General features: G+C 66.1%; 20 protein-coding genes and 1 pseudogene. 3 read left to right on the top strand and 18 right to left on the bottom strand.

Annotation, left to right across the window (positions count from 1 at the left end; all coding sequences use genetic code 11):
• Positions 1-216 precede the first annotated feature (216 nt).
• From VGV37_RS07355 to VGV37_RS07335, 5 genes are all read right to left on the bottom strand, one after another.
• Entirely contained in the window at positions 217-801 is a 585-nt protein-coding gene (locus VGV37_RS07355) for a hypothetical protein (RefSeq protein ID WP_326878993.1), read from the bottom strand.
• 1,067 nt (positions 802-1,868) lie between these two features.
• Positions 1,869-2,597, bottom strand: coding sequence for an ABC transporter ATP-binding protein (locus VGV37_RS07350; RefSeq protein WP_326878995.1), 729 nt, complete (start codon positions 2,595-2,597; stop codon positions 1,869-1,871).
• The gene (locus VGV37_RS07345; RefSeq protein WP_326878992.1) at positions 2,590-4,350 is read right to left on the bottom strand and encodes a branched-chain amino acid ABC transporter ATP-binding protein/permease; all 1,761 of its coding nucleotides are present in this window, start codon (positions 4,348-4,350) and stop codon (positions 2,590-2,592) included. The genes VGV37_RS07350 and VGV37_RS07345 overlap by 8 nt, the downstream gene beginning before the upstream one ends.
• Positions 4,347-5,222: a branched-chain amino acid ABC transporter permease gene (locus VGV37_RS07340; protein ID WP_326878991.1), complete on the bottom strand. Its 876-nt coding sequence runs from the start codon at positions 5,220-5,222 to the stop codon at positions 4,347-4,349. The genes VGV37_RS07345 and VGV37_RS07340 overlap by 4 nt, the downstream gene beginning before the upstream one ends.
• A 68-nt stretch (positions 5,223-5,290) precedes the next feature.
• Positions 5,291-6,427: an ABC transporter substrate-binding protein gene (locus VGV37_RS07335; RefSeq protein ID WP_326878990.1), complete on the bottom strand. Its 1,137-nt coding sequence runs from the start codon at positions 6,425-6,427 to the stop codon at positions 5,291-5,293.
• Between the two features lie 235 nt (positions 6,428-6,662).
• On the opposite strand from VGV37_RS07335, the gene VGV37_RS07330 reads away from it, so the two are divergent.
• Positions 6,663-7,862 (top strand): extracellular solute-binding protein, encoded by a 1,200-nt coding sequence (locus VGV37_RS07330; RefSeq protein ID WP_326878989.1) that lies wholly within the window; start codon positions 6,663-6,665, stop codon positions 7,860-7,862.
• A 415-nt stretch (positions 7,863-8,277) separates the two neighbouring features.
• On the top strand, positions 8,278-9,228 hold the full coding sequence (locus tag VGV37_RS07325) for a flagellin (RefSeq protein ID WP_326878988.1): 951 nt from the start codon (positions 8,278-8,280) through the stop codon (positions 9,226-9,228).
• A gap of 54 nt (positions 9,229-9,282) precedes the next feature.
• On the opposite strand, the gene VGV37_RS07320 is transcribed toward VGV37_RS07325, so the two are convergent.
• The 12 genes from VGV37_RS07320 to kdpF all read right to left on the bottom strand — a co-directional run bounded on the left by VGV37_RS07320 (position 9,283) and on the right by kdpF (position 20,184).
• A complete protein-coding gene (locus VGV37_RS07320) occupies positions 9,283-10,206 on the bottom strand; it encodes a DMT family transporter (RefSeq protein WP_326878987.1) in 924 nt (307 codons plus the stop codon).
• Positions 10,203-11,066: a glutamate racemase gene (gene murI / locus VGV37_RS07315; protein WP_326878985.1), complete on the bottom strand. Its 864-nt coding sequence runs from the start codon at positions 11,064-11,066 to the stop codon at positions 10,203-10,205. Before murI ends, VGV37_RS07320 begins: the two co-directional genes overlap by 4 nt.
• 88 nt (positions 11,067-11,154) lie before the next feature.
• Complete coding sequence (locus tag VGV37_RS07310) at positions 11,155-12,036, bottom strand: alpha/beta hydrolase family protein (protein WP_326878984.1); 882 nt, start codon at positions 12,034-12,036, stop codon at positions 11,155-11,157.
• Entirely contained in the window at positions 12,036-12,779 is a 744-nt protein-coding gene (locus VGV37_RS07305) for a hypothetical protein (RefSeq protein WP_326878983.1), read from the bottom strand. The genes VGV37_RS07310 and VGV37_RS07305 overlap by 1 nt, the downstream gene beginning before the upstream one ends.
• Positions 12,772-13,842: a Rieske 2Fe-2S domain-containing protein gene (locus VGV37_RS07300; protein ID WP_326878982.1), complete on the bottom strand. Its 1,071-nt coding sequence runs from the start codon at positions 13,840-13,842 to the stop codon at positions 12,772-12,774. Before VGV37_RS07300 ends, VGV37_RS07305 begins: the two co-directional genes overlap by 8 nt.
• Positions 13,839-13,982 (bottom strand): hypothetical protein, encoded by a 144-nt coding sequence (locus VGV37_RS07295; protein ID WP_326878981.1) that lies wholly within the window; start codon positions 13,980-13,982, stop codon positions 13,839-13,841. Before VGV37_RS07295 ends, VGV37_RS07300 begins: the two co-directional genes overlap by 4 nt.
• Positions 13,979-14,188 carry a hypothetical protein gene (locus VGV37_RS07290; RefSeq protein WP_326878980.1) on the bottom strand — a complete coding sequence of 70 codons (210 nt, stop codon included), beginning with the start codon at positions 14,186-14,188 and terminating at the stop codon, positions 13,979-13,981. Before VGV37_RS07290 ends, VGV37_RS07295 begins: the two co-directional genes overlap by 4 nt.
• Before the next feature lie 39 nt (positions 14,189-14,227).
• Positions 14,228-15,442, bottom strand: coding sequence for an OpgC domain-containing protein (locus VGV37_RS07285; RefSeq protein ID WP_326878979.1), 1,215 nt, complete (start codon positions 15,440-15,442; stop codon positions 14,228-14,230).
• A gap of 195 nt (positions 15,443-15,637) precedes the next feature.
• Positions 15,638-16,234 carry a potassium-transporting ATPase subunit KdpC gene (kdpC, locus tag VGV37_RS07280; RefSeq protein ID WP_326878978.1) on the bottom strand — a complete coding sequence of 199 codons (597 nt, stop codon included), beginning with the start codon at positions 16,232-16,234 and terminating at the stop codon, positions 15,638-15,640.
• A gap of 11 nt (positions 16,235-16,245) precedes the next feature.
• A complete protein-coding gene (gene kdpB / locus VGV37_RS07275) occupies positions 16,246-18,336 on the bottom strand; it encodes a potassium-transporting ATPase subunit KdpB (RefSeq protein ID WP_326878977.1) in 2,091 nt (696 codons plus the stop codon).
• A 15-nt stretch (positions 18,337-18,351) separates the two neighbouring features.
• A complete protein-coding gene (gene kdpA, locus VGV37_RS07270; RefSeq protein WP_326878976.1) occupies positions 18,352-20,082 on the bottom strand; it encodes a potassium-transporting ATPase subunit KdpA in 1,731 nt (576 codons plus the stop codon).
• A 12-nt stretch (positions 20,083-20,094) separates the two neighbouring features.
• Positions 20,095-20,184 carry a K(+)-transporting ATPase subunit F gene (gene kdpF, locus VGV37_RS07265; protein WP_189046310.1) on the bottom strand — a complete coding sequence of 30 codons (90 nt, stop codon included), beginning with the start codon at positions 20,182-20,184 and terminating at the stop codon, positions 20,095-20,097.
• A 357-nt stretch (positions 20,185-20,541) separates the two neighbouring features.
• Between kdpF and VGV37_RS07260 the strand changes: the two genes are divergently transcribed.
• The gene (locus VGV37_RS07260) at positions 20,542-21,429 is read left to right on the top strand and encodes a transporter (protein WP_326878975.1); all 888 of its coding nucleotides are present in this window, start codon (positions 20,542-20,544) and stop codon (positions 21,427-21,429) included.
• On the opposite strand, the pseudogene VGV37_RS07255 reads toward VGV37_RS07260, so the two are convergent.
• Positions 21,426-23,033 (bottom strand): annotated as a pseudogene (locus tag VGV37_RS07255) (acyl-CoA synthetase); the annotation flags it as partial. The gene VGV37_RS07260 and the pseudogene VGV37_RS07255 overlap by 4 nt on opposite strands.
• Between the last annotated feature and the right edge of the window lie 31 nt (positions 23,034-23,064).

Raw genomic sequence — 23,064 nt, 5'->3', positions numbered from 1 at the left:
CAGGCCTGGCAGCAGGAGGGTAAAGTCAACTTCGGCGGGCATGGCGCTCCGGAAACAGCAGGTTCGGCCTAAGCAATCGAATCCTACGTGATTCCAATGAGTTGGACTATGCCCGCCAACCCTGATGAATTATCCCGGCTAAGGAACGTCGGCTTTCGAGCAATGATTAAAACGGACTGACCGACCTACAAGGGTCGACTGCTGCCGCATCGTGCTTCACGATGCAGTCGAATTCCAAATCCAATTGCGACGAGAAAGCCAAAGGGCGGCAAGCGGAACCGGCAGACCGTAAATCAATACCGAGATGACGGCTGATGTCAGAGAATGCAGCAGCGGGTACGGCGGGACTATAAACCCGAGGCTAAACAGCCAGCCTATAAATGACAGCACTAGCCATCCGATCATGGCGCGAATGGCAATCCCGCCCGACCTTAGTCGGCCGGTGCTAACAAGTCTCGCGGTCCACGGAATGACTCCAAAGCAGATGAGCGGAAGCACAAAGACAAGATTTAGGATTACCTGCCCTTCGATCCTCCCAGGCAGATACACTGGCCGTTGAGCTTCCGTGTAGTAGCCGTCGTGAACCATTGATGTGAAGTCAGCTTCGCACTCTGCGTACGTAAGAAGCGCCATGCCACTCATCGATACGGCGAACCCGACTAAAAGCGGGACATATGCCTTTGCCAATTCGATTCTTGATGGATGGTCGACCTTGGCGGCGTAAGACCAAAACCAGATTGCGGCAGGCAAGCAGATCAGCGCGATAGGATAGATAAGAACAAAGACAATTTCGGTTCCCATGGCTTTCCTAGATTTCGTTTCGCGAGGCTCGACCACGGGTGCTTATCTCAAATCGCCGTGGTGGCGCTTCCATCCGCGATCGCCGTAAGAATGCTCCTCAATGACCGCTTTGGGGAAGACCGATTACCTGCCGCAACGACGATATTGGGTCGATTGCCGTCAGCGTGCCATCTGGCCCGAGACCTTTTGCCGAACCCGGGGCGTCCGGCCGTACGGCTGAAGGTCAAGCAATTAGGGCGCGAGTAGCCGAACTCTAAGCGGCTCGGCTCGATATTCCGTCGGAGACAGCAGTACGTAATCCACTTCGACTCGCCATCCAGGCTCTAGCTTGAGGCATTTGCCGCCCTGGCCGGGGACACCAGGAGGGGTGTCACGCGGCAGGTCGCACTGGACATAAAAGCGTCGGCCTGCGACGACCAATTGATCCCGCTCGTGTAATGTCGGCGGGATTCCGAGACCACGATCGGTTCTGTTCTGCGGGTAACGGGTTGCCTCAAAGGCAGTGTATCCACTTACGGCACCCGTCCAGACAGCGAACCCGCCGTCATCGATCAAATGTTTGTCTCGTGCGTACCGGGCCGCGAGTGGCGTCGAAATGGCAAGGCAGACGAGGCAGGCCGTTCCGATCACAGGGGCGGGGTACTTGCCGACGAAGGTCCAGATCATCGTCGCCACTCTGCTCTTCGACACAAACGTCCGCCCCTGTCGGTGTCCGGCACCCCTGAGAACGGCGACATAGACGAACAGGGCCGTGAACATAACGGTTACGATCACCGCGCCAAGATTTGCATTGTCTGATCCATGGGCGACGGCATCGTAGATGATCGTTTGATCCACTGGTTGTCTCTCTAGAGCAGCACAAACGGCGCCAATGGCGAGGCGCACGCCAGACGATGGTACCTATGAGATATTCTATCGTCGAGTGCGTCGACCGAAGGTAGGGGCTAGCGCCCCTTACCGCTGTCCTCCGCAAATTTACTGCCTTTGGCGTACGTCCGCTTCCGCGATCAGGGCCGCTCCGGCTGTATGACTTTCTTGGGTCGATTCCGGTCGATCCCGCCATACCCTCAAGCGCTCTCCACCACCCGCCCACCCAAATACGCAGCCCGCACTTCCTCGTTGTTCCACAGCGCGTCGGGCTTGCCCTCGACCACCAGGCGGCCGGTTTCCAGCACGTAGCCGCGGTCGGCGACCGACAGCGCGGTGCGGGCGTTCTGTTCGACCAGCAGGACGGTCGTGCCGCGCTCGCGGATGCGGACGATGATGCGGAACACCTGCTGCACGATCAGCGGGGCCAACCCCAGGGACGGTTCGTCGAGCAGCAGCAGGCGTGGCTTGGACATGAGGCCGCGCGCGACCGCGACCATCTGCTGCTGGCCGCCGGACAGGGTCCAGCCGAGCGCGCCCGAAAACCGGCGGATGTCGGGAAACAGGTCGAACATCTCCTCGACCTCGGCATCGAGCTGGCGCCGGGCGAGGCCGGAACGGTTGGACGCGCCCAGCATGATGTTTTCCCGGACCGTCAGGCCCGGAAACACGCGCCGGCCCTCGGGCACATGGGCGACGCCCAGGCGGACCACCGTTTCCGGGTGCAGACCGGCGATGTCCTTGCCGTCGAACAGCACGCGGCCGGCCTTGGGCTTCATCAGGCCCGAGATCGTCCGCAGCGTGGTCGATTTACCGGCGCCGTTCGAGCCCAGCAGCGCCACGATCTCGCCCTCGCCGACGTGCAGCGACAGGGTCTTCAGGGCCTCGACCGCGCCATAGGCGGCCGACAGTTCGACCAGCTCAAGCAGCGGCATCGTCGGGCACCTCTCCCAGATAGGCGGCGATGACGTCGGGGTGGCGCAGCACTTCGGCCGGCGCGCCCTCGGCGATGCGCTTGCCGAAATTCAGCACCGTGATCCGGTCGGCCATCTGTTCGACCAGGTTCATATCATGGTCGATCAGAAACAGGGTCAGCCCATGGCCGGCCAGGCGCTTCAGCAGCCCGACCAGTTCCTGCTTTTCGGTCAGGTTGAGCCCGGCCGCCGGCTCGTCGAGCAGCAGCAGGGTCGGGTTGCCGGCGAGCGCCCGGGCGATCTCGACCAGGCGCTGGTGGCCGTAGGGCAGGCTCGCCACCTTGACCTCCGCCCGGTCGGCCATGCCGACGAAATCGAGCGCGGCGAGTGCCCGGCGCCGGACCTGGGCCGGCGTCTCGGCCGCCCGGTTGAACGGGCGCTGGGCGCCGATCACGACATTCTCGAACACGGTCAGGCTGTGGAACAGCCGGATGTTCTGGAACGTGCGCCCGACCCCGGCGGCGGCCAGCGCATGGGGCGCCAGGCCCGATACCTTGACGCCGTCGACCAGCACCTCGCCCCGGGTCGGCCGATAGATGCCGCTCAGCACGTTCAGCATGGTCGTCTTGCCCGATCCGTTCGGGCCGATCAGCGCATGCACCTTGCCGCGCTCAACCGAGATATCGACGCCGTCGAGCGCCTTCAGGCCGCCGAAATGCTTGGCCAGTCCCTTGATCTCGAGCAGCACGCCGCCGTCGCGCGCGTCCGGATCGCCCAAGGTCAGGGCGTCCGGCACGCCATGGTCGACCCGGCGCGGCGGGCCGGCGAAGCGCGACAGCACGCCCCAGAGGCCGGTCGGCATGAACACCATGATCAGGATGACCGCCAGGCCGTAGACCGCCAGATAGGCGCCGCGCAGGAAGCGCAGCCATTCCGGCAGGAGGATCAGCAGGGCGGTGCCGACGGCCGAACCCAATGCCGCATCGGCGCCGCCCAGCAGCACCATGGTCAGGAACACGACCGATTCGTTGAAGCTGAACTGGTCGGGACTGATGTAGCCGAAGCCACCGGCGAACAGGCCGCCACCGAGCCCGCCCAGCACGGCCGACAGGCAGAACGCGGTCACCTTGACCCGGTAGGTGTCGACGCCCACGACCTCGGCCGCCAGCTCGTTGTCGCGCACCGCCTGCATGCCGAGGCCGAGCTTGGTGCCCTTCAGCCACCACACGAAGATGCCGACGCCATAGAGAACGATCAGGCAAAGCGCCAGGTAGCGGTCGGAATCCTGCAGCGAAACGTCGAACAGCGACGGCCGCGGGATGTTGCGGATGCCATCCGGCCCGTGGGTGAGGCCGATCCAGTTGGTCAGGACCAGGGTCAGGATCTGCTGGAAACTGATCGTGACCATGGCGAGATAGTGGCCGCCCAGCTTCAGGGTCGAGGCGCCCAGCACGGCCCCCAGCAGGCCCGCGACCGCGACGCCCAGCAGCAGGGCGAGCACGAACGGCAGGTGCAGCATGGTCGTGCCGATCGCGACGCCATAGGCGCCGAGACCGAAGAAGCCGGCCTGGGCGATCGAGATCTGCCCGGCATAGCCCAGCACGACGGTCAGGCCCAGCACCGCCATGGCATAGGTCGCGGCCTGCATGAACAGGTTGAGCATATAGCCGTTCATCGGATGGACGAGCGGCAGGACGATCGACGCCAGGGCGGCGATCACCAGCAGCGGGGCGACCGGCGGGATCGCCTTGATCGAACGGGTCGTCATGCCTTTTGCGCTACCTTCTCGCCGAAGATGCCTTGGGGCCGGATGAGCAGGAAGCCGAACAGCACGAGAAAAGCGAAGGCATCCTTGTACGGCACCGAGATATAGGCGGCGCCGAACGTCTCGATGATGCCCAGCGACAGGCCGCCGACGATCGCACCCGTCACGTCGCCGAACCCGCCGATGATCGAGGCGGCGAAGGCCTTGAGCGCCACTTGGCTGCCGAGCCCGACCGAGACGAACAGGATCGGCGCCACCAGGATGCCGGCGAGGCCGCCCAGGATGGCCGAATAGACGAAGGTCAGCATGATCATGCGGGCCACGGGAATGCCCAGCAGGCTCGCCATCTCCTTGTCCTGGGACGTCGCCTGCATCTTCTTGCCGAGGATCGTGTGTTCGAAGAAGAAATACTGGAAGGCGACCAGCAGGATCGTGACGCCGATGATCAGCAGGTACTGGCTGTCGAGGAACACCTCGCCGATCTGGAAGCCCGGAAAATCGAACATGCCGGCCAGGCTCTCCGGCGCCGGGCCGTAGCCGACCAGAACCGAGTTCTGCAACAGGATCGAGGCACCGATGGTCGAGATCACAACCGGCAGGAACGAGCGATGGCGCAGCGGATAATAGACGCCGAGATTGAACAGGGCGCCGATCAGCCCCATGCCCGCGAGGCTGATCGGGATCGCGGCCCAATAGGGCAGGCCCAGGTCCGCCGTCGTCACGACCATCAGGTAGGCGCCCAGCATGGCGAATTCGCCCTGGGCGAAATTCACCACGTTGGTGGCGCGATAGATCAGGACGAAGCCCAGCGCGACCAGGGAATAGACCGCCCCGATGCCGATGCCGGTAAACAACAACTGCAGGAATATCGCCATCGGCATCCTCGACGATTGCCAGGAAGAGCTGCGGGAAGGGGCCGGCGTGCCGGCCCCTTCCGCGGCGATCAGTCGGTATACTCGACGTGCTTGTCGAAGACGATCTTGCCGCCGTCGTTCTTCACGACGTTGTAGCCATGCAGCCCGTCGCCGTTCTGGTCGAAGTTGTAGGTGCCCTCGACGCCCTTGTAGCCCTTGATCGCCAGGATCGCTTCGCGGAACTTTGCGGGGTCCGCCGACTTGGCGTCGGTCATCGCCTTGGCCGCGATATGAACGGCGTCGAAAGTCCAGGACGAGAAATTATCGGCCGAGGCATGGGCGATCGTTTCGTATTTCGTCGAGAACGCCTTCGCTTCCGGGCTCGAATCCGCCGCGAAGTCGGCGATGCCGTAGGTGCCGTTGAGCGTGGGTCCGGCGAGCTTGATGGCGGTCGCGGTCGTGATCGACGGCGACCCGACCCATTTCGCCTGGACGCCGAACTGCCGAAGCTGCTTGGCGAAGATGCCGAGGTCGTTCTCGAAGGTGAAGTAGCTGCCGATGATGTCGGCGCCGGACGATTTCACCGCCAGGACGACGGCCGAGAAATCCGGCGACTGGTTCGGATAGCCCTGGACCAGCGCCGGCTCCAGGCCGTGGCTCTTGAGTGCCGCCGTCAGGGCGTTCATGCCGCCGCTGCCGAACGCATCGGTCGAATGGACGATCGCCCATTTCTTCAGGCCCAGGGTATCGACGCCGAAATCGGCGATGACGCGGGCGGAATAGCTGTCGTTCGGCCGGCAGCGGAACAGCCACTGGTTGCCCTGGTGGGTCAGCTGCGGCGCCGTCCCGCCGATGAAGACCGGCTTGCCCAGCTTGACGATGTCCGGCGACATGGCGTCGACCTGGGTCGAACGGATCGAGCCCAGGAAGACCTGGATGTCGCTCTGGCTCGCGAGCCGCGAGAACGCGGCGACCGCGCCGGGATTGGTCGTCTGGTCGTCTTCGACCACGAGTGTCAGGGTATTGCCGTTGACGCCGCCGGCGGCGTTGATCTCGTCGATCGCCATCTTGGCGCCGATCTGGGCATATTTTCCGGATTCGGCCGCGGGACCGGTGATCGGCGTCACCATGCCGATCTTGATCTCGCCGGCCGAGGCCGCCGTCGCAGCACCGAAGCCCAGCGCCAACGCGATGATCGCGCCGGCGGTCGCTTGCCTCCTCAACATTGGTCGCTTCCCCCTGCAGGACAGAACTTTTGTTCTTTTGTCTGACTTTACGGTCTCGCGAATGCCGGTGCGAGATCAAGCGAAAACATCGTACATCTCGAGACGGTGAAATTGGCCAGACCACATTACCAATTGACCAGGCGGCGGAAAGATGGAACCGTCGCAGCCGAACGCACGCAGCCTCCAAGCTGCGGCTGGGATCTGTCATATCAAGAACCATTGGGGAGGGATTTCTATGGCTAGCCAGAGAACGAGACTGACACGCCGGGCACTCGCTGGGGTGGCGCTGGGCGCGATGCTCGTCGCGGGCATCCCGCAGGCGCGGGCTGCCGATGCCCCGCCGCTGCCGTCGGCCGCGATGACGATCAACATCATCGATGTCGGCGGCGCGCTGGCCCTGACCCAAAAGGGCTTCGAGGATTACCGCAAGGCCCATCCCGAACACGTCACGAAGTTCAACTACACCAAGGCGCCGGCCCCGGAACTCGCCGGCAAGATCAAGGCCCAGCAGGACGCGAACCATCTGGACATCGACATCGTGCTGACCGGCCTCGACGGCCTGGCCGCCGGCATCGACCAGAACCTGTGGACCAAGCTGGATCCGGACTATACCGGCAAGCTGCCGAACCTGGACGCCAACTATCTGCCGGCCGCCCTCGACATGCACAAGCTCGGCCAGGGCTATGGCGTGACGGTCGTCTATTATCCGTCCGGTCCGCTGATCGAATACGCGCCGGAGCGGGTCAAGGACGTGCCGACCTCGGCCGAAACCCTGCTGGCCTGGGCCAAGGCCCATCCCAACCGCTTCATGTACGCGCGCCCGGCCAATTCCGGCCCCGGCCGTACCTTCCTGATGGGCCTGCCCTACATCCTGGGCGACAAGGACCCGAAGGATCCGATCAAGGGCTGGGACAAGACCTGGGCCTACCTGAAGGACCTGGGCCAGTACATCGAATATTACCCGTCCGGTACCGGCGTCACGATGAAGCAGCTGGGCGAAGGCTCGCTCGACATGATCGTGTCGACGACGGGCTGGGACATCAACCCGCGCGTGCTGGGCACCGTGCCGAAGAGCGCAAAGATCAGCACCCTCAAGGGCTTCCACTGGGTCAGCGACGCGCAATACATGGCCGTGCCGAAGGGCATTGCTCCGGACCACCTGGCCGTGGTGCTCGACGTGATGGCCTATATGATGACGCCGCACGCCCAGGCCTACGCCTATGACGAGGGCTATTTCTATCCGGGCCCGGCCGTCAAGGACGTGCCGCTGAGCATGGCGCCCAAGGAGAGCCAGGACGCGATCGCCGAATACGGCCGGCCCGAGTACGACGCGCTCATCAAGGACAACAAGATCGAGACGCCGCTCGACGCCAATACCATGGTCGCCGCGTTCCACAAGTGGGACGAGGAAATCGGCAGCGGCAAGACGAAATAATCCGTCGAACCTCGTTCGACGCGAAGAGCGGGCGGCAGAAATGCCGCCCGTTTTTTATGGGCCTGGCGCCCCGATCCTGCAGAAACTGCCCGCTTGCGCCCGGAAGTTTTTGCCGGGGCAGGACAAATCGACCGGGCTGCCGTGCCTGGACGGTTGCTGACGCTCCCGTCGGCACAGCGTCGATAAATCCAATAATCCTAGATAGTTAGGCGCCGCACCCCCTTTGCGGACAGGCGCTGGCACACCCCTTGCCGTTTGGACTGATGAAGGCTCGGAACGTTCCGCTGCCGTTCTGACCGGGGAAATCCTCCGGAAAGCGACGTCAACGGTACGTACCGAGCGTGGTGTCAAACCGGGTTCGAGCTCGTCACGAATGACCGATGCCTCGGGCCGCAGTCCTTAAAGGAAACGTGCCATGTCGTCTGACATTACTCTGACCTCCGTCCAGCAGGACACGCTGCTTCAGCTGCAGAACGCGTCCTCGCTGTTCAACCGGACCCAGGACCGCCTCAACACCGGAAAGAAGGTGAACAGCGTCACCGACGATGCCGTCGCCTACTTCCGCTCGACCTCGCTCTACGACCGGACTGGCGCGCTCGAGACCCGCAAGGGCAACATCGACCAGAGCGTTTCGGCGGTGAGTGCCGCCCTCGACGCCACCTCCGCGGTGGACGGCCTGCTGAAGCAGTTGAAGGGCGTGCTCGAAGGAGCCCGCGGCGCCGTGCTGTCGCAGCGCGTGGCGGCGACGACCCAATTCAAGAACATCGCCAAGCAGCTGGCGCAGCTGGTCAAGGACGCCACCTACCAGGGCCTGAACATCCTGACCTCGACGACCGCGTCGCTCTCGACCCAGTTCTCCGAGCGGACGGCCGCGACGCTGACCATCAACGGCTTCAACCTGTGCGGCACCGGCATCGGCAACACGAACTCGCTGTTCACCGGCGCCACCGGCGCCTTCAAGGCCGACGGCTCGCTGAATTTCTCGAACGTGGTCCTGGGCGGCCCCGCCAATCTCGGCGTCCTGGGCTTCTCGGCGCTCAACCTCACGAGCCAGCTCGGCACCATTACCGTGTCGCTCGCCGAACAGATCTTCGGCCAGTCGGACAATCGGATCGATGCCGCCATCGCCCAGAACGAAGCGATCAGCGCCTCGCTCGGCATCAACGTCTCGATCCTGCAGGCCCGCTCGACCTTCACGGCCGATTATTCCGTCACGCTGTCGGAAGGCGGCGACAAGCTGACCTTGGCCGATCTCAATACCGAAGCGGCGAATTCCCAGGCCCTGACCCTGCGCCAGCAGATCGGCATCCAGTCGCTGTCCGTCTCGGGCCAGCAGAACCAGTCGATCCTGAACCTGCTGAAGTAAGCATCCATCGAGCGCGCGGGGAAGGGTTAAACCCTTCCCGTCCGCCCGCCCTCGTCAACTGCCGGCGCCACGCCGCGCGGTCGACAGGTAGAGGCCGGGGAGGATCAGCAGGCAGCCCCACAGGTGGTAGAAGCCCGGCTGTTCGCCCAGCAGCAGATACCCCAGCGCGCCGTTGTAGAGCGGCCCCAGATAGAGCATCAGCCCGGCCCAGGCCGGTCCCTTGAGTGCCACGAGCTTGCCGTAGCAGCCATAGGCGCAGAAGCCGGGCACCAGGCCGAGGAACCCCATGTAGCCGAAGGCGGATGGCGCCAGCCTAGGCCAGTCGGCGACTGCCAGTTCCAGGATCGCGCACGGCAGGGTGACCATTACGCCGGCCAGCACGATCGCGGCGAAACGCACCAGCAACGGCAGCCGCGACGGCCAATAGCGCAGCAGGACCGAATAGAACGACCAGGACAAGGTCGACAGCAAGGTCCAGAGATCGCCTGGAATGAAGCTGAGCGACAGCAATCGGTCCGGGTCGCCCTTGCCGACGATCACCATCACGCCGATCAGCGCCAGCACCGATCCCACACCCTGCCGAGCCGTCACGCGGTACCGCCAGATCGCCGCCGTCAGCGCCAGGATCATGACGGGTGACAGGGCATAGATCAGGCCCATGTTGGTCGCCGTCGTCGTCTGGCCGGCGATATAGATCGGTGCGCCGCACAGGCCCATGCCGAACCCGCCGAGCACGAGCAATCGCCCGGCCTCGCGCGCCAGTTCGGCCCGCGCCGCCCACAGCGGCCGGCCGACCATCGGCAGCAGGATCAGGAACGTGCAGCTCCAGCGGCCGACCGCGAGCGTGATCGGCGGCACCGCGCCATCGACGATCCGGGCGGTCAGCTGATTGGCGGCGAAGAACAGCGGCGTGACGACCAGCAGCAGAAGTGCCAGCCCCTCCGGCCCCAGAACGGATCTGCGGCCCGCGGCCGTCAAAGCGTCGCGCTCGGCGCCGGCAGAAGAACCCGCTCGACAATAGTCGGGGCGATCCACTCCCCCAGGAAACGCGACGCGATCCGGGCGAAACGGTCCGGCGCGTCGGTTGCGAGATAGCGGATGGTCCGTACCCCCGCCGCGCCGGCGCGCAGGAGGCCGCGCGCCGCGAGCAGGTCGGCCGCCGCGTCCGCCACCGTGGCCGAACTGTCGATCAGGGTCACCCAGGGGCCGAACAGGGTGCGGATGGCCGGGGTGAACAGCGGGAAATGCGTGCAGCCCAGCACCAGGCAATCCGGGGCCCGGTGCGGATCGCGCTCGAACAGCGGCCCCAGGTACCGGCGCAGCACGCCCTCGGCGATCGCATCCTCGGCCCATCCCTCTTCGGCGAGCGCCACCAGCAACCCGCAGGCCCGGGCCTCGACCGTCGCCGCCGGTCGGATCCGGCCGATCGCCGCCTCATAGGCACCGGATCTAACCGTGCCCTCGGTGGCGATGACGGCGATGCGGCCGCTTTTCGATCCGGCCGCCGCGGCCATGGCGCCCGGCTCGACCACGCCGAGGATCGGCAGATCCGGATGGTCCCGTTCGAGCGCCGCCAACGCATGAACCGTCGCCGTGTTGCAGGCGACGACCAGCAGCTTGATGCCCAGGGCGACCAGATGCGCCACGGCCTCGCCGGTATAGGATGCCACCGTTTCCGGGCTTTTCGGGCCATAGGGCACCCGCGCCGTATCGCCCAGATAGATCATCGCCTCCTGCGGCAGACGGCGGCGCAGCGCTGCCAGCACGGTCAGGCCGCCGACGCCGGAATCGAACACGCCGATCGGCAGGGTCGACCGATCGTCGGAAGCGGAGCGCATGGCGAGGTCGGGAGGCACGGGTTCGTGATAACGGCAGCCCCCGATGCGCACAATCGCGGGCTTGCCACGGCACCCCTGCAATCACGTCCTAGCTTTTCGGCGCCGCGGCGAACGGGCGCGCCAGGAACTGCAGCACGGCCGGCAGCGCACCGGACCAGGTTTCCCAATCATGGTCGCCCGGGGTCAGTGCCGTTTCGACCGGGATCCTCATGGCTGCGAGGCGCCGCGCCATGGTCGCCTGTTCCTGGTCCAGGTGATAGCGGTCGCCCCTGCCGCAGGTCAGGTAGATCGCCGGCATCGCTCCGTCGTGGGACACCGAGCCGGCCAGGGTCATGGGGTTGGCGGCGACGAAGCGGCGCGCATCGAACGGCCGGCCGAAGGCGCCTTCGAAGATGTGCTGGATCCGGTCGTCGAACCGGGTCTCCGGCGTCACCTGGGTCCAGAACGCGCCGCTCATCGCCGCCGCTGCCGCATAGCGCTCGGGCGCCATCAGGGCGAAGCGCAGGGCACCGTAGCCGCCCATCGAATAGCCGGCGATCGCCCGGCCGCGCCGATCGGTCCGCGCCCGCCAGGTCCGCTCGACATAGGCCGGCAGGTCCTGTTCGATCGCGGTTGCGACATTGCCCGACCCATCGCCCGGCGCATCCATGTACCAGGAATTGGGCCCGCCCTCGGGCATGACGATGATGGTCGGCGGCAGGCGGTGGCTGGCGATCAGCCGGTCGGCGATCTCCCGGAGATGGCCCTGGTCGACCCAGTCGATCGCGGAGGCCTGCGCCCCATGCAGCAGGTAGATGACCGGCAGTCGCGCCTGCGTCCCGTCATAGCCGGGCGGCAGATAGAGCACGAAGCCCAGCGGATGGCCGAGCGCCGGGCTTGGCGCCTCAGCCGTCCGCAGGATCTGCGACGGCTGGGCCGCCAGCGCCGGCACCGCGACCAGCGCCAGCAGCACGGCCAGCAGCGCGCGCATCAGTTGGCGGCCAGCCGGTCGGGCGCCACCGAGAAGATCGCCAGCCCGTCGCCACGCGAAACGGTCCCGGCCAGGCGAACCCGCCGCCCGACCAGGGCCCGTGCCTCGTCGCCGATCGGGCCGCCGTCGGGCGCCGCCATCAGATACCATCGGAGCGCTCCGTCGTCGGCCCGGGCGACGAACAGGGCCGGGATGCCACCATAGAGACAGAACGAGCCGCACGCTTCATGAGCCTTGCCCTCCCCCGGGTTCATGGCGCCAGCGTAGCATTTCGAATCGACGACTTCGCCCTCGAGCGTCGCCGGTTCGGACGCCGCCACCGGCAGCGGATCCATCCGCGACCCATCCTGCCGAACCGGCACCTGGTCGAGTTGCAGCACGATGAGGTCGCCGCGCCGGATCGGGTAGCCGCGGACCTCGACCATGGCGCCGTCCAGGTCGTCGAGTCCGGCCGGCGCCCCGACCTTGCCCTCGCCGACCAGCAGCACCGCATGGGCCGGTGCGCCGCCGGTCGCGAACAGGCGCAGCAGCGGATAAGGCTTCGCTTGAAACTGGCCCACAAAGGCGACCTCGCCGCCGGCACCCCAGTCGCCGGTCGCATGCGGCCGTTGTGCGCCGAAGACCAGGACGGCGAGCGCGATGTCGCCCACGGCCAGGATCAACAGCACGGCGACCAAAAACCCTTTCAAGCCCCGTGGCAACTTCAGGTAGCCGACATAGAATGGCGGGTCGCGGTCAGCCATGGAGCGCTCCCAGCGCCAACGGTTCGACGCGGGTGCCCGGCGGCAGGGGCCGCGGATCGACCAGCACGGTCTCCCCATCGCGCTTCAGGCGATAGGTCGCGATCTTGTCGGTGAACGGAGCCGGCGCGCAGCCGTCCTCCGGCCGGAACTGGAACCCATGCCACGGGCAGGTCACGCAGCCGTCGATAATCCGGCCCTCGCCCAGCGGCCCGTTCTGATGGGCGCAGACATTGACGATGGCCGACAGCGTGGCGCCGTTGCGGAACACGGCGATCCGCTCGCCGTCCGGCGGGACGACGATCCGCGCGCGCCCGTCGGGCAGGTTGGCCAGCAGATCGTCGATCATCCCGACGCGCAGCCAGCCGACCGCATCGGCGCCCGCCGGCCGCTCGTCGCGCATTCTCTCGCGCCGCCCCGCCACGGCATGCAACGCCCCCAGAACCGCGACGGCCGCGCCGAGCAGGACCGGAATGACGGGCGACCGTTCCGATTGCATGACGCCCAGCGCCACATGCAGGATCAGCAGGCCGAAGGCGGCATAGACCGCCATATGGATCGCCTTCCAGACAGGCGGCGTCAGGAAGGCCAGCCAGAAATCATGGCTGGTGACGGCCATCACCACCAGGATCGCGAGCGCCGCCAGACCCAGCGCCTCAAACGGAAATCCCACCAGACTGCCGTAGTTCCCGTTGCTCCACAGCACCGAGACCAGCGCCGACAGCCGCCCTGCGCCATGGTACCAGTCGATCGCCGACCAGGCATGGACAAGGCCGACCAGGCAGGTCGCCACGCCGAAGTGCCGGCGGTTGTAGAGCAGCGGCAGGAAGCGCCGGTCGAGCCTGGCGAGCGGCCCGATCGCCAGGATCAGGGTCAGCATCGTGAGGCCGCAGCTGCCGAACGCGCGGGTGCGCAGGATCTCCGGCGTGACCGGATGGTCGGACGGCATCAGCCGCGGCGCCAGCAGGGAAAATCCCGTCAGATACAGCAGGATGCCGACCACCAGCAGCAGGTCGTAGACCTGCTTGTGCCGGTTCCACTGGATGGCGCGAAAGCCGGCGCTCATCGCGCGCTGCCGCTGACCAGCGGCCCGGCGCCGAGCGGTGCGGCCGGTCTGAGGACGAGCGCCGCCACCAGGACGGCGCCGACGAGCCAGGGCAGCACCAGCCAGATCCGCCGGTGCCAGCGACGATGCGGTCGCCTCATGCCATGCCGCCCGCGAGCCAGCGGCGCAGCACCCAGGGCCATAGCACCATTGCCCCCGGAAACAGCAGGACGCGCGCGCCCCAGGTCACCGGGCCGGCATGGGGCATGGCGCGAAGAATGCCCAGCGTGACGAAGCCCACGGCCACGGCGATCCCTACGAGGCCGTAGAGCTCGACGCCCATGACGATGATCCGAGCCGCCCCCATGCCGTCCGCTCCTCCAGAGACAGGATCCAAGTGTAGCGGTCAGCGGGCGGAAACCGAAGGCAGGATCGCGGTGCGGGATTGGGCGGGCGGCTCGACTGCCTTGACCGGCGCCGGTACCGGGCGGGGTTTGGCCCAGGGTGCCGATTTGAGCCAGCTGACGCCGTAAGCGATCGCGAACAGGACGGCAAAGCAAACGCCGTTGACCAGCAGCTGCGCGCCGAGGCCGGTGCCCAGCCGGTCGAACGCCATGCCGCCGAGGTCGGCCAGAACGATGCCGACCAGGAACAGCGACAGCGCCTGCTGGCCGCACTTCACCATCGGCCGGACATAATCATGCTGGATCAGGTGTAGCCGGTCGATCAGCACATAGACCGCGACATAGGCGGTCGCGAAGAAATGCAGGATCTGCAGCGGGTCGAGGAACGTCTTGTCGGCATGGTCGACGATCCAGCCCTGGGCCGCGTCGAGCCCCGGAACGGCCTGGTAGATCGCCGGCACGGTGACGGCGATGCCGAACAGGATATAGGCGACGCAGGCCCGGAACAGGCGCCGGTCGGCGGGCGGCGGCCGCAGCCACTTCATCGATAGCGAGAAGCCGGTGAAGAACAGGATCTGCCAGCAGAACGGGTCGAAGAACCAGCCGCGTGGCTCGCTCGCGTCGCCCGGCAGGTTCCAACCGTAGAAGTTGGCGGCCGCCCACAATGCGATCGAGGCGCCGAGCACTGCCAGCGGATGGACGAACCGGGCCAGCAGGATCGCGATCGGCACCAGCGACAGCACGACCATGTAGACCGGCAGGATGTCGAGATAGTGCGGCACGTAGGTCAGCGTAACGATGCCCAGCAGGGCGCGCGACGGATCGGCGAACAGCTGGTCCAGCTGCAGGATAGAGCGATAGTCATCCTCGCCCGGGATGAGCTGGTTGGCCGCCACCGCCACGGCCGCCACGACGATCACGATCGCCAGCTGGGCGATATAGAGCTGCCAGATCCTGAGCGCGATGCGCGCCGTGCCGAGCGGCCAGCCGGACCGCCTATAGACGCCGCCGAAGGCGAGGCCGCCGGCATAGCCCGAGACGAACACGAACATGGCCGCCGCGTCGGACAGGCCGAAGCGCGCCGGAATCCAGTCCGACAGCCAGTCGTTTCGGGTGTGGCTGACCAGGATCACGAACATCGCGATCCCGCGGAAGAAATCGAGCCGCGGATCGCGAACCTTCGCCGGCCTGGTCATCGGGATCGTCGACGCCGTCATGCTTCATCCAACAAGGACGGCGCGCCCGGAGACCGAACGCGCCGTTCGTTCAACGCATGAACGGTAGAGTTAGGCTGCGCGGTTCCAAAGACGAATCACGTTACCGCGAGGGGATCGCTGGATCTCCATTCTATTTGGGGGCGTCGAGCGCGTGATCTCGACGTTCCTGCGATCGTGGAACGCTGGATCTCCATTCTATTTGGGGGCGTCGAGCGCGAGATTGAGCTCCAGAACGTTGACGCGCGATTCGCCCAATACACCGCCCGCCCGGCCCTCGACATGAGCCTCGACCAGCGCCTTGACCTGGTCCACGGGCAGGTTGCGCGCCTTGGCAACCCGCTCGACCTGGAATAGCGCGCCGGCCGGGGTCACGTCCGGATCGAGCCCCGACGCCGAGCTGGTCACAAGGTCGACCGGCACGGCCGCGTCGCCGCCGTCCTTGAGCGTCGCGACGTCACCCTTGACCCGGTCGATCAGCGCCTGCGAGGTCGGGCCATAGTTGGATCCGGTCGAGGCGTCGGCCTTGTACGGCACGGGGACGGTCTTGGTCGCATCGTTCGGATCCGTATCGTTGGTCGCCGACGGGCGGCCGTGGAAATATTGATCGCCCGTGAAATTCTGGCCGATCAGCCGAGACCCCACGACCTTGCCGTCCCGTTCGATCAGGCTGCCCGCTGCCTGGTGCGGGAACAGCACCCGGGCGGCACCGGTCACGGCATAGGGATAGGCGACGCCGGTGATGGCACTCAACAGCACGATCATCACGATGGCCGGGCGGATTTCCTTCAACATGGCGGGATTCCTTAGATGAGGCCGATCGAGGTGACGAGCACGTCGATGAGTTTGATGCCGATGAACGGCACGACGACGCCGCCGATGCCGTAGATCAGCACGTTGCGGGCCAGCAGGCGCGAGGCCGATTGCGGCCGGTATTGCACGCCCCTGAGCGACAGCGGGATCAGCGCGATGATGATGAGCGCGTTGAAGATGATCGCCGACAGGATGGCGCTTTCCGGCGTCTTGAGGTTCATCACGTTCAGCGCCTGGAGCTGCGGGTAGAAGGCGATGAACATGGCCGGAATGATGGCGAAATACTTCGCCACGTCGTTCGCGATCGAGAAGGTCGTGAGCGCGCCGCGGGTCATCAGCAGCTGCTTGCCGATGCCGACGATCTCGATCAGCTTGGTCGGATCGCTGTCCAGATCGACCATGTTGCCGGCCTCGCGGGCCGCCACCGTGCCGGTCTGCATCGCGACGCCGACGTCGGCCTGGGCCAGGGCGGGCGCGTCGTTGGTGCCGTCGCCGCACATGGCGACCAGCTTGCCCTTGGCCTGTTCGTCGCGGATCAGCTTCAGCTTCGCTTCCGGCGTCGCCTGGGCCAGGAAATCGTCGACCCCGGATTCGGCGGCGATGGCGGCAGCGGTCAGCGGGTTGTCGCCGGTGATCATCACCGTGCGGATGCCCATCTGCCTGAGCTCGGCGAACCGCTCGCGGATGCCGCCCTTGACCACGTCCTTCAGGTGGATGACGCCCAGCACGCGCCCGTCCTTGGCGACGGCGAGCGGCGTGCCGCCGGCTTTGGCGATCCGCTCCGTCGCGTCGGTCAGTTCCTTCGGAAAGGCCAGGTTCGGGTTGCGGTTGACCTCGCGGGCATAGGCGATGATGGCATCGACGGCGCCCTTGCGGATCGAACTGCCTTCGACATCGACGCCGCTCATCCGGGTCTGGGCCGAGAATGGGATGAAATTCGCGTTCAGCGGCGCCATCTCGCGCGCCCGGATGCCGTATTTCTCCTTGGCCAGCACCACGACCGAGCGGCCTTCCGGCGTTTCGTCCGACAGCGAGGACAATTGCGCGGCATCGGCCAGGTCGCGCTCCGACACGCCGGGCATGGCGACCAGTTCGGTTGCGACGCGATTGCCCAGCGTGATCGTGCCGGTCTTGTCGAGCAGCAGGGTATCGACGTCGCCCGCGGCCTCGACCGCGCGGCCGGACATGGCCAGCACGTTGAACTTCACCAGCCGGTCCATGCCGGCGATGCCGATGGCCGACAGCAGCGCGCCGATCGTGGTCGGGATCAGGGTCACGAACAGCGCGACCAGCACCACGACCGAGACCGCGCCGCCGCTGTAGGCCGCGAAGCTGGGGATCGTCACCGTCGCCAGCACGAAAATGATCGTCATGCCGATCAGCAGGATGTTGAGCGCGATTTCGTTCGGCGTCTTCTGGCGTTGGGCACCCTCGACCAGCGCGATCATGCGGTCGAGGAAGGTCGAGCCCTGGCTGGCGGTGATACGCACCTTGATATGGTCCGACAGCACCCGGGTGCCGCCGGTGACCGCCGAGCGGTCGCCGCCGGATTCGCGGATGACCGGCGCCGATTCGCCGGTGATGGCGCTTTCGTCGACCGAGGCGACGCCCTCGATCACCTCGCCGTCGGACGGGATCAGGTCGCCGGCGTCGCACAGCACGAAATCGCCGGCCTTGAGGCTGAGGCCGGGCACCGAGGCGAAGGTCTTGGCATCGGCGCTGGCGAGCTTCTTCGCCATGGTCTCGGTGCGCGTCTTGCGCAGCGCATCGGCCTGCGCCTTGCCGCGCCCTTCGGCGACGGCTTCGGCGAAGTTGGCGAACAGCACGGTGAACCAGAGCCAGAGCGCGATCTGACTTTCGAACAGGATGTGGCCGGTGCCCATGACCAGGTCGCGGACCAGCAGGACGGTCGTCAGGGCCGCCACCACCTCGACCACGAACATCACGGGATTGCGGCACAGGGTGCGCGGATCGAGCTTTCGGAAAGAATCTCCGATCGCCGGCGCGAGGATGGCGGAATCGAACAGCGAGATGGCGCGCTTCTTATGCGCCGCGTCGCTGGGACCGAGAGCGAGTTGGGACATGATTTATGCTCCGGGCTAAAACAGGCTGCCGGCCGACAGGGCCAGATGCTCGACCACGGGACCGAGCGCCAGTGCCGGGAAGAAGGTGAGACCGCCGACGATCAAGATGACGCCGATCAGCAATCCTACGAACAGCGGGCCGTCGGTCGGGAAGGTGCCGGCCGAGGGCGGCACGATCTTCTTGGCGCCGAGGGAGCCCGCCACCGCCAGCATCGGCACGATGAACAGGAAGCGGCCGACGAACATCGCGATCGCCAAGGTGACGTTCCAGAAGATCGTGTTGGCGCTGAGGCCGGCGAACGCGCTGCCGTTGTTGCCGGTCGCCGAGGTATAGGCGTAGAGCACCTCGGAGAAGCCGTGCGGGCCGGCATTGTTGAGGCCGACCAGCGCCGTGTCGGGCAGCACGGATGCCACGGCCGAGAAGCCCAGGATCGACAGCGGCAGGATCAGGATGGCCAGCATCGCCATCTTGACCTCGCGCGCCTCGATCTTCTTGCCCAGGTATTCGGGCGTGCGGCCGACCATCAGCCCGGCCACGAAGACCGCGACGATGGCGAACAGCAGCATGCCGTAGAGACCGGAGCCGACGCCGCCGAAGATGATCTCGCCCAGCTGGATGTTGATCATCGGGATCATGCCGGCCAACGGCATGAAGCTGTCGTGCATGGCGTTGACGGCACCGCACGACGCGTCGGTCGTGACCGTGGCGAACAGCGCCGAGTTGGCGATGCCGAAGCGGACTTCCTTGCCTTCCATATTGCCGCCGGCCTGCAGCAGGCTGGCATGCTGGTCGATGCCGAGGGCGGTGAAATTGGGATTGCCGCCGGCCTCGATCGGGTAGATCACCGCGACGCCGGCCAGGAACAACAGGCCCATCACGCCGAAGATCGCCCAGCCCTGCCTTTCCGCGCCGACCATGCGGCCGAACACATTGGTGAGCGCGGCGCCGATCGAGAAGATCGACACCATCTGCAGGAAGTTGGTGAGCGCGCTCGGGTTTTCGAACGGATGCGCCGAGTTCGCGTTGAAGAAGCCGCCACCATTGGTGCCGAGCATCTTGATCGCCTCCTGCGAGGCGACCGGGCCGATGGCGATGGTCTGCTTGGCACCCTCGAGCGTGGTCGCATCGACATAGGCGCCGAGTGTCTGCGGCACGCCTTGCCAGACCAGGACCAGCGCATAGACGAACGCGATCGGCAGCAGCAGATAGAGCGTGCAGCGGGTCATATCGACCCAGAAATTGCCGATCGTCCTGGAAGACCGTCGGGCGAAGCCGCGGATCAGCGCCATGGCGAGCGCCACGCCGGTCGCGGCCGAGACGAAATTATGCACCGTCAGACCCAGCATCTGGGTCAGGTAGCTCATGGTGCTTTCGCCGGAATAGCTCTGCCAGTTCGTGTTGGTGACGAAGCTGATCGCGGTGTTGAGCGACAGGTCCGGCGTCAGCGCCGCCAGCCCCTGCGGGTTGAGCGGCAGCACGTCCTGGAAGCGCATCAGCCCGTAGAGCGACAGGGCGCCCGCCAGACTGAACAGCAGCATGGCGGCGCCATAGACCAGCCAATCCTGCTCGGCGTCCGGATCGACGCCGGCCAGCTTGTAGAGGATGCCCTCGACGGGGCGGAAGATCGGCGAGAGCAAAGTCTTCTCGCCCTTGAACACGCGGACCATGTAGCCGCCCAGCGGCCGGGTCAGCGCGACGATCACGATGCAAAAGACCGCGATCTGGAAGATACCGTTGAAGGTCATGCGCCGGCTTCCTTAGAAGCGCTCGGGATGGATCAGCGCGTAGACCAGGTAGCCGAGAAGGCCGACCGAGACGACGCCGCCGAGGATGTAGTCGAACAGCATTGGGTGGCTCCTACACGCGGTCGCAGGCCGCGAGGTAAGCGAGGCCAACGCCGAAAAGGCCCAGGGTCAGGGCCAGCCAGATCGCATCGAACATGTCGGTTGAGGACTCCGCCTTGGACACGAGGCCGCCATGGGGGCGGTCATGAAATGCCAGGATCTGGAGTAATCCCGCAGCCCGTGAAAAATCGAGACGGGCTTTGGCGGCCGGGAATCAAAAACTCATAAAAACCACGAAACGCCTGCCGCGCGGTTTACATGGGCTTTTGATGGTTCGGGAAATCGATCGGTATGGATTTTTCATGGGACGCGGACGTCTTCTCTGACCGCCTTCACCCTTGGCGCCTTTCGAGAGACATGATGACCTTCTGCACCGCTGCCCCGCCGGTGGTCGCCGCCCTGGGCCTCGCCCTGATGCTGACGACCGCCGCCCGCGCCGACGACGCCCCGGCGGAAACGCCGGACAAGAGCGGATACACGCTGCTCAACCCGACGCCGGACGACCAGCTGCGGTCGTTCAACACCGATCGGCCGAACAAGGGCACCAGCCCCTACACGATCGATGCCGGCCACTTCCAATATGAGACCGACCTCTTCAACTATACCTACGACCGCTCGAGCGCCGGCGACGTCACGACCCGTTCACTCGTAACGGCCGACCCGGTGCTGAAGCTGGGCCTGACCAACGACATCGAGGCCGAGCTGGGTGTCACCGGCTATGCCTGGACGCGCAGCGACGACCGCATGGCCGGACAGCGCATCAACCACGGCGAGGGCTTCGGCGACCTGGTGACCAAGCTCAAGGTCAACGTGCTGGGCAACGATGGCGGCACCTATGCACTGGCGCTGGTGCCCTGGGTCAAGCTGCCGACCGGCGCCGCCGGCCTCGGCAACAACCTGGTGGAGGGCGGCCTGATCGTGCCGCTGGCGATCAACCTGCCGGACGACTGGACCTTGTCGCTGCAGACCGAATTCGATGCGCTGAAGAACGCCAACGACAGCGGCCGCCATGCGAATTTCATCAATCTCGTGTCGGTCAGCCACGCGATCGTCGGCAACCTGTCCGGCGCGGTCGAGCTCTACGCCCAGAACGGCACGGACCGGTTCACGCCGGACATCTATACTGCCGACGCCGGACTCAGCTATCTCATCACGCCGACCCTGCAGATCGATGCCGGCATCAATGTCGGGTTCAACCGCGCAGCGCCGGATCTCAACCCATATATCGGCCTGTCGCAGCGATTCTAGGAGAGTGCCTGGTCGAGCCGGTCTTCGCCGCGCTCGACCAGATGTTGCCTGACCAGAGCCTTCGGCACCTTGCCATAGCCCGATTTCGGCAGCTCGTCCCAGAACACCACCCGGGCCGGCCGCTTGTAGCGCGCGAGCCGGCCGTCGAGGAAGGCCAGGATCTCCGGCGCGTCCGCCCGGGTGCCGGGGCGCAGCACCAGCACCGCGATGCCCGCCTCGCCCCATTTCGCATGGGGCAATCCCACGACCGCGGCCTCGGCGACGGCGGGATGGGTCAACAGCAGCTCCTCGATTTCGCGCGGATAGATGTTCGACCCGCCGGAGATATACATGTCCGACGCCCGGCCGGTGATGGTGAGGAAGCCCCGGCTGTCGAGCAGGCCCAGGTCGCCGGTGTGGAACCAGCCATGGGCGAACGCTTTTTCGTTGGCCGCGGGATTGTCGAAGTAGCCCTTGAACACCGCCGGCCCGCGCACGCAGATCTCGCCGCTCGTCCCGGCCGGCAGGCGACGGCCGTCGCCATCGAGAATGCCGATCTCCATGCCGGTGCGCGCGACGCCGCAGCTGGCAATCGGTGCCGGGCTCGCGGCGTCGTCGAGGGAATGCAGCGCAGGCGCCAGCACCGTGATGTTCCCCGTCACCTCGCCCAGCCCGTAATATTGCACGATGACCGGCCCCAGCTTTTCGAGCGCCCGCTTCTGGTCGGTCCGATACATCGGCGCGCCGGCATAGATCACGTGGCGCAGCGACGCGTGATCGACCTCGTCGACCATCGGATGGTCGACCAGCATGGTGAGGATGCTGGGTACGGTGAACATGTTGGTGATCCGATGGCGCTCGATCAGCTGCCAGGCCTCGGCCCCGTCGAACCGGTCCGACGACAGCAGCACGCTCTTGGCGCCGCGTGCGACCTGGGCCAGGGCATGGATGCCGGCGCCATGGCTGAGCGGCGCGATGACCAGCGAGGCATGGCTGTCGTCCAGCCCCGGCATCAGGTCGGCCAGGTGGTTGGTCACGACGAAGGCCATCTGGCCATGGGTCAGCATCGCCGCCTTGGGCCGGCCGGTGGTGCCGGAGGTGTAGAAGAACCAGAGCGTGTCGTCATACTCGACCTCGGCGGGTTCCGCTTCGGCCGCCTCGAACGGCGCCGTCGCCAGATCCTCGTAGGCCAGCTCGCCGAAGCGCGGTTCGCCGATCGCCAGGACCAGGCCCAACGCCGATTGCGCCGTCGAGGCGGCGTCGGCATGGTCCTCGAACCCGCGGTCGTAGATCATCGCCTTGGCGCCGCTCGCCTCGGCCAGATAGGCCACTTCCGGCGGAGTCAGGCGGAAATTGGTCGGGACCCACACGGCGCCCAGCTTGAACGCGGCCCACAGGCTCTCGAACATCGCATTGCCGTTGCGGGCATGGATCATGACCCGGTCGCCCGCCCCGACGCCGCGCCGGCGCAAACCCGCGACCAGGGCGTCGGTGCGCCGGTCGAGTTCGCTCCAGGACCAGGTCCGATCGCCTTGGACCAGCCCGGCCCGGTCCGGCCAGCGTCCCGCCGCCTGGGTCAGCAACCGGCCGAGATTCATCACTTTGGGCATGCGCCCTCCCTCCCCTTGCCTTGCATCGACGGCATTATGGGCCGTT

The organism is Aliidongia sp., assembly GCF_035943795.1.
GTDB lineage: Bacteria > Pseudomonadota > Alphaproteobacteria > ATCC43930 > CGMCC-115725 > Aliidongia.
The sequence above is the reverse complement of the archived record's forward strand: the minus strand, read 5'-3'. Positions and strand labels throughout refer to the sequence as shown.